The following is a 6,941-nucleotide window of genomic DNA, read 5'->3' on the forward strand; positions in this document are numbered from 1 at the left end:
CGCCTGGCACGCACTCTCGCCGCACCGGGCGCCAGACCAAGTACGTCCAGTACGAGGTCTTGCGCCCGGCGCGCCGAGAGCACGCACCAGACGCCGCGAGGCCGCCCTCCGGGCGACGGCGTGACTTTGACGACAGGGCCTAGACCGCGCCCATCAGCCGGACGTACTCCTGCGGGTCCGCGTCGAAGCCGCGGGGCCGGGCGTTCAGGGTCCAGCCGCCCGCGGCGTCGCGGACGAACTCGGCGACGGTGGCCGACGTGGCCCCGGCCAGCTCCGTGAAGTCGCCGGTGGCGAGGTCGGTGTGGCCCTCGCGGATCCGCAGCCCCGTGCCCGCGACGGCGGAGAAGACCGTACGGCCGGGCGTGCCCGCCGGGCCCGGGTCCTGGATCACCACCCCGACCACCACGCGGACCAGTGCGGGGGCCAGCCGGTCCAGTTCGAGGGTCATCACCTCATCCCAGCCGAAGCCCTGCCCGTTGCGGCTGTCCCGGTCGAGGGTGATCGTGCCGTCGGGGGCGCGGCTGCCGAAGTGCACGAGGTAGACCGGCTGCCCGTGCGGGTCGCCGGCCCCGAAGACCCCGGCGACCAGGTCGAGGTCGTGCGGCGGCGAGCCCGCCGGGCTGGGGTCCCAGCGCAGGGAGATCTCCACCTTGGCCAGGCTCTTGCGTACTCCGGTCACCGGACTCCCCCTCCGCTCGGCCGCCGCGGGCGGTGTCCCCCGCGTCCGGCCCGGCCATGCTGCCACGCGTCGCCGATCACCGGCGCAACCACCGTACACAACCGGCCAGTTCGCGGCTCAGCCCGGCGGGGTCACCCGTACGGTCTCCACCCAGTCCGGCGGCTGCGGGGCCTGCGGCCCGATCAGCGCGGCGATCACCCGGCAGGGCAGGGAGCCCTCCGGCCAGGGGGTGAAGCCGTCGGTCAGCACCACGACGACGTCCGGCCGCTCCCGCGCCCCCAGCGCGGCCGCGATGCCCACCCGCATGTCGGTGCCGCCGCCCCCGGCGAGCGTCACCTCCTGGGCGCTGGTCACCCGGTTGACGGCCTGTACGTCGGCGTCGCAGGCCAGTACCGCGACCCGGTTGCCGCCGACGCCGACCTCCCGCAGCACCCCGGTCACCTCGCCGAGCGCGGCGGCGAGTTCCCCGTCCCCCATGGAACCGGAGGTGTCGACGACGATCGCGACCCGGGGCAGCGGCCGGCGCAGGCTCGGCAGCACCACCCGGCCGCCCAGCGCGGGGGTGCGGCGCGAGGGGCGGCGGTAGGTGTAGTCCACGGCGCCGCCCGCCCAGGCCGCGGCCTCCCGCACCGCGCCGGTCAGGGCGCGCCGCCAGTCCACGACGGGCTCCAGCACCTGCTCCGCCCAGCGCTCCCAGCCGCCCGGGACGCTGCCGCGGCTGCGCCGGTGGGCGCGGACGGCCTGCGCGGTGGTCCGGCGCAGGGCCTCCGCCTCCGTCGGGCCGATCCGGGCGGCGCCGTCGGCCGTGCCGAGTTCCCAGGGCGCGGGGACGCCGTGCGCGCCCGAGCCGCAGTCCACGTGTGTGTGCGGCGGCGTCTGGGGAATGGCGGGCAGGTAGCCCTCGAACAGCCCGCCCGTGGGGAGCCCGAAGCGGCCCGGCTCCATCCGGCCCTCGGGCAGCTCGAGCCCGTCGGCGAGCAGGTCGTCGTTGATCTCGCAGTCCTGGGCGATGTTGATCCGCAGCGGGTCGCCCTGGTCGGCCGCGGGGAGCCGGTCGGCCCGGCCGTGGTGGTCGCGCAGCAGGTGGGCGACCTCGTGGATCCACACGCCGGCGAGCTGCGGCACGGGGGTGCGCTCCACGAACCCGGGCGAGACGTAGCAGCGCCAGTGCCGGTCGACGCCCATCGTGGTCACCCCCGTCGGTCCCGGGGAGGGGACGACGGTCAGCGCGTACAGGGCGGAGGCCAGGTAGGGCCGGGCCTCGGCCGCCGTGTAGCGGGCGGCGAGCAGCTTGGCCCGGTCCAGGGGGCGGTCCACGGTCAGCGGGCGCCGGGCAGGGCCCCGGCCAGCTGGAGCAGTTCCACGAAGGCGTCGATCCCGGCGGGTACGTGCCAGGACAGGTCGCGCATCGCGGCCAGGTCGGCGGCGGCCCGCGCGGCCACGTCGGGCACGCCCGCATCGACGGCCTTGGCCAGCACCGCCCAGCCCGCCTCCCACCGGGGCCGGGTGGGTTCGCCCTGGACGGCGGCCACGACCGCGATGAGGAAGGCCAGCTGGCGGTCGCCGCGCTTCGGCAGGGCGAAGGCGTCCGGGTCGGCCAGCACCTTCTCCGGGTCGGGGAGGTCCAGGTTCTCCAGGTAGGCCAGCAGCTCCAGGCCCGCGCCGTCGCCGACGGCCCCGGTGAGCGCGGCGGCCAGCGCCTCCCGGCCGGCGCCGGCCGCGTAGCCGGTGGCCAGCAGGCGCAGGGCCATCTCCCAGGTGCGCGGGGAGGGCCAGGCGCGGCCGCGGCCCTCGGCGTCGTTCGGCATGTGGTGGACGAGGCCGGGGCGGGCGGTGAGGAAGCCGGAGATCACGCCGCGGGCGCGGGCGGCCGCGCCGGAGGCCCGGGCCGGGTCCACGGCGGGCAGGGCCGTCTCCGGCCAGGTGCCGGCCATGCCGCGGGCGACCGTACGGGCGTCGTGGGTCCAGTCCAGGTGGACGAAGCGGTTGGCGAGCGGCGGGCTGAGGTGCCAGCCGTCGGCCGCGCTGGACGGCGGGTTGGCCGCGGCGACGATCCGTACGGAGGCGGGCAGTTCGAGGCTGCCGACGCGGCGTTCGAGGACCACGCGCAGGAGCGCGGCCTGGACGGCGGGCGGGGCGGAGGACAACTCGTCGAAGAAGAGCAGGCCGTGCCCGGTGCGGGCCAGGCGCACCGCCCAGTCCGGCGGGGCCATGGGCACGCCGGTGGTGGCGGGGTCGTCGCCGACGATGGGCAGACCGGCGAAGTCGGAGGGCTCGTGGACGCTGGCGATGACGGTCTCCAGCCGGACCCCGAGGGCGGCCGCGAGCCGCTCCATGCCGGCGGATTTGCCGATGCCGGGCTCACCCCACAGCAGGACCGGCTGATTGGCCGTCACCGCGAGGGCGAGGGCCTCCAGTTGGGGGTTGGCGGCGGGTTCCGTACGGGTGGCGCCGAGCCGGGCGTTGAGGGCGTCGGCGGCGGCCAGCGCGGGCGCGGGCCGCGTCGGTGCGGCGGTCACGCTTCCCCTCCCTCACCGGTGCCGGAGCCGGGGGTGTCGCCGACGGCCGCGTAGCCGTCGACGTCGTACTCCCGCTTCTCCTCCCACTCCTCGCGGTCTTCGATGAAATCGTCGTATTCACCGGAGCCGATGAGGGGATGGCGCTCCTCCACCAGCTGCCTGAGGAAGGTGAGGTCGGTCCGCTTGTAGCGGCGCACCACCTGCCCCAGCGACAGTTCCATGTCGTCGATCACGTCGGTGCGCGCGCCGGCCGCGAGGAGCGCGCGGACCAGGGCGGCGGTGCCGCCGTTCTGGACGGCGCACTGGAGCGGGGTGCGGTCGGAGTCGTCCTGCTGTTCCAGGTCGAGTCCCGCCTCCAGCAGCCGGGGCAGCAGTTCCTCGTGGCGGACGAACGGCAGCAGGTGCAGCAGGCCCTGTCCGCGGCCGTTGCGCACCCGCGGGTCGACGCCCGCGTCGAGGAGCGCGAGGACGCCCGGGGTGTCCCCGTGCTGGACACGTTCGAGCAGTTCGCGCCGCTCGGCGCGCAGGCCGCGCGGGAGGCGGCCCTCGCCGGTGGTCCAGGCGTCGCGCGCGGCGAAGCAGCCCGCGACGGCCCCGCCGAAGGCCCGCATGGCGCGCTCGCGCTGCTGCTCCTCGGCGGTGTGCGGGATCTCCAGCACACCGCCGCGCGAGCGCACCTCGTGCCACTCGCCGACGCAGCGCACCCGGACGGGCCGCGGTGCGGCGGGGACGGGCGGGCCCGCGGCCGGGCCGGCCGCCGGGAAGAGGGCTTCGGCGACCAGCGGGTGCAGCTCGTGCGGGGCGGTCCGGCCGGAGCGGACGAGGTACGGGTCGGGCAGCGGCTGCCAGGCGTGGTCGGGCAGCCGGGGTACCTCGCGCACCGCGTTGGCGTCGACCACGCGCATCAGCAGGTCGTGCTCCGCGTCGGCGCCGGCGGGCTCCACGATCATCAGGCCGCGCCAGTGCGGGGCGAAGCGGAACCGCTCCCCCGCGCCGGCCGCGGTGAGCCGGCGGACCGCGTCGGCGAGCCGGACCGGGTCGAGCGGGACCGTGTCCAGCGCCTCCCGGACGTCGTGGGTGGGCCACAGCTGCCCGTTCCGGTCGAAGGGCGACAGGTCCAGGGCGATCCCGGCCGTGGCGAAGGCCTCCACCAGGTCGCCGCGCCGGTGCAGCACGGCGGCCCACTCCGCGCGGGCGGCGCGGTCGTCGGCGGCGGGTTCGGCGCGGGGCAGCTCCGCGGCGTCCAGCGGGGTGCCGTCGGCGCGGAAGAAGGGGAGGCGGTCGGCCGGGCCCGCGAAGGAGCGCAGTTCCGCGGTGTGCCGGGAGTCCCAGAACCAGCGGGCGCCGGTCCAGTCCTCGATCGCCCAGCCGGCGTAGGTGTGCCGGTGCCTGGCCGGGTCGACGGGCGCGCAGTGCAGCTTCAGCCGCTGCGGGCCGTCCACCATGGCGCGGGTGGTGACGTACAGGGCGGGGGCGTCGTCGCCCGGCGCGTAACGGGCCAGTACGGCACGCCGGTTGGGCGCGAGGACGCTGCGGCCGCCGAGCACCCGGGGCAGGTGCCAGCGCACCAGGTCGGGGACGAGGTGGAGCAGGTCCTCCTCCACCGCCGCGGCGACGGCCGGTCCGTACGCGGCGGCCAGCGCGGGCAGGGCGAAGGCGACCTCGACGCCGGCGGCCGCGCAGGCGGCGCGCCAGTCCCCGGCCAGGCGGTGCGCCGTGGCCCGCTCGATCATCCAGCGGGGCACGGCGTAGCGGCGGACGCGCTGCCAGGAGGCGGCGTCCTCGTCGGGCAGGGCGCCGGGCGGCAGGCCGGCGAGGGGGTTCTCGTCGCGGGCGCTCACCGGTACACGCTGCCGATCGCCCGCAGGTCGGGGTGGCCGGGCCGGGCGGGGCGCAGCCGCTCGGCGAAGGAGCGCTTGAGGCGGCGGGGGGTGCCGGGGCCGAGGCCGACGTGTTCCAGGGGGCTGCCGTCGGGCAGGGCGGCCAGCAGGCGCTTGGCGCCGCGGCCGGTGATGCCGGTGTGGCGCAGTTCGAGGCGGCGCAGCGGGCTGCCGGGCAGCGCGTCGGCCAGGGCGTACGCGCCCTCGTCGCCCGTGGCGTTGCCGGTGGAGCCGAGGCTGCGTTCGGACATGACCCGGCCGAGGTCGAGGGATTCGATCCCGCCGAGGGCACCGGCCAGGGCGCGGGCCCCGGCCACGCCGATGCCGTTGCCGCCGAGGCCCAGGCGCACCGGGCGGGCGGGGCCGGCTTCGGCCGCGGCGGCCGCCAGGACCGCGGCGCCCTCGTCGCCGAGGTGGTTGGCGGGGACGTACAGCTCGCGGACCCCGGCCTCGCGGATCAGGGCGGCGAGCAGCGGGGCCGCTTCGGCGGTGAGGCCGTTGCCGCCGAGGTAGATCCGCTCCAGGGGGGTCTCGCGGGTGCGCAGGGCTTCCAGGAGGAGGCGTACGCCGTCGGCGGTGATGCCGGTGTTGACCAGGTCGAGGGTGCGCAGCGCGGTGTTGCGGCGCAGCAGGGCGGCCAGCGTCCGGGCGCCGTCCTCGTGCAGCGGGTTCCGCTTGAGCCAGAGGGCGCGGACGCCGGTGTCCTCGGCGAGGGCTCCGGCGAGGGCGAGGAGGCCGTCGGGGCCGATGCGGTTGCAGCCGAGGTAGAGGGTGTGCAGCCCGTGGTCCGGGCCGGCCGCGGTGAGGGCGGCGGCGAGGGTGCGGGCGCCTTCGTCGGCGATGGAGTTGGTGCCGAGCAGGAGGTGGGCGGCGTGCGGGGAGGCGGTGGCCGCGGGCAGCGCCCGGGCGGCTCCGGCGGGGCCGAGGCCCTGCTTGCACAGGTCGACGCGGCCGTCGGCGCGCAGGGTTCCGAGGGGGAAGGTCTCGTCGGTCCCGACGGGGTGGTCCTGTGCGAGGCGGGCGAGCAGCGGGTCCAGGGCCGCCGGGTCGGCGAGCGGCAGGTCCGGGTGCTCGATCGCGGGGCACCGTACGGGCGTCGGCCGTGTCATCACCACTCCACCGGTCGGGTACGACCGTCGTGACGGCAGGGCTGCGCGCCCTGTCGTCACGACGGGAAGAAGACGCAAGACCGGTCGGATTCGAACCGACGTCCTCCAGCTCGATGCTTGGGCGCGACGACCTCTGCGCTACGGCCTTGCTGCGGTGATCATAGCGGCCGCGAGGCCGAAAATCGATCACCAGTTTGAATCCATGGACCGGGGCCCGGACCGGCTACCAGTCCCCGTCCTGCACCGGGTCGCCCGGGCGGGGGGTCTTCCCGACGTGCTTGACCTGGCCCGGCACCGGGGGCGCCCAGGGCGTGTGGTCCTCGCCGAGCCAGTCGCCCACCGGCCTGACCTGTTCCAGCGGTCCGGCGGCCGGCAGATCGGTTCCGCTTTCGTCGTAGTAGTCGTACCAGGGCAGCCCGGCCTTGCTGTAGGCGGCCCGGTCAACGGGCGAGGGCGGGGCGTCCTCGCCGGTGATGCGGCGCCACTCGGGCGGGGTCACCAGGTGGACGAAGACCCGTGCGGCCGGGGTGTCCGCCCAGGCGGAGGGCTTGCGCTCGTCGCGGTAGACCTCCTGGCGCATCGACCCGCCGACGCCGAGCCCCATGACCGGGGCCGCGGGCCGCCGGGCCGCGGGCGGGGCGGGCGCGGCGCCCGGAGCGGCCATCGCCATGGGCGCGGGCGGCGGGAACCCGTAACCCCCGGCCGGCGGGGCGCCGAAGCCGCTGTCGCTGCGAGACAACTGACGCTGCCGACG

Annotated in this window: 5 protein-coding genes, 1 tRNA gene and 1 pseudogene; all 7 read right to left on the reverse strand. The window is 77.1% G+C overall.

Going from position 1 to position 6,941, the window contains the following annotated elements; translation table 11 throughout:
- Nucleotides 1-139: 139 nt before the first annotated feature.
- A complete protein-coding gene (locus ACFVXK_RS36015; protein WP_389620772.1) occupies nucleotides 140-679 on the reverse strand; it encodes a TerD family protein in 540 nt (179 codons plus the stop codon).
- 117 nt (nucleotides 680-796) lie between these two features.
- Nucleotides 797-1,996 carry a VWA-like domain-containing protein gene (locus tag ACFVXK_RS36020; RefSeq protein WP_389620775.1) on the reverse strand — a complete coding sequence of 400 codons (1,200 nt, stop codon included), beginning with the start codon at nucleotides 1,994-1,996 and terminating at the stop codon, nucleotides 797-799.
- Nucleotides 1,997-1,998: 2 nt separating this feature from the next.
- Nucleotides 1,999-3,198: an AAA family ATPase gene (locus tag ACFVXK_RS36025; protein WP_389620778.1), complete on the reverse strand. Its 1,200-nt coding sequence runs from the start codon at nucleotides 3,196-3,198 to the stop codon at nucleotides 1,999-2,001.
- The gene (locus tag ACFVXK_RS36030; protein WP_389620781.1) at nucleotides 3,195-5,039 is read right to left on the reverse strand and encodes an ankyrin repeat domain-containing protein; all 1,845 of its coding nucleotides are present in this window, start codon (nucleotides 5,037-5,039) and stop codon (nucleotides 3,195-3,197) included. Before ACFVXK_RS36030 ends, ACFVXK_RS36025 begins: the two co-directional genes overlap by 4 nt.
- Nucleotides 5,036-6,187: a gala protein gene (locus ACFVXK_RS36035; RefSeq protein WP_389620784.1), complete on the reverse strand. Its 1,152-nt coding sequence runs from the start codon at nucleotides 6,185-6,187 to the stop codon at nucleotides 5,036-5,038. The genes ACFVXK_RS36030 and ACFVXK_RS36035 overlap by 4 nt, the downstream gene beginning before the upstream one ends.
- Nucleotides 6,188-6,262: 75 nt before the next feature.
- Nucleotides 6,263-6,335 (reverse strand) — tRNA-Arg (locus ACFVXK_RS36040).
- A gap of 75 nt (nucleotides 6,336-6,410) precedes the next feature.
- Nucleotides 6,411-6,941: pseudogene (locus tag ACFVXK_RS36045) on the reverse strand (hypothetical protein); the annotation flags it as partial.

This window comes from Streptomyces sp. NPDC058157, from assembly GCF_042884105.1.
Classification (GTDB): Bacteria; Actinomycetota; Actinomycetes; order Streptomycetales; family Streptomycetaceae; genus Streptomyces.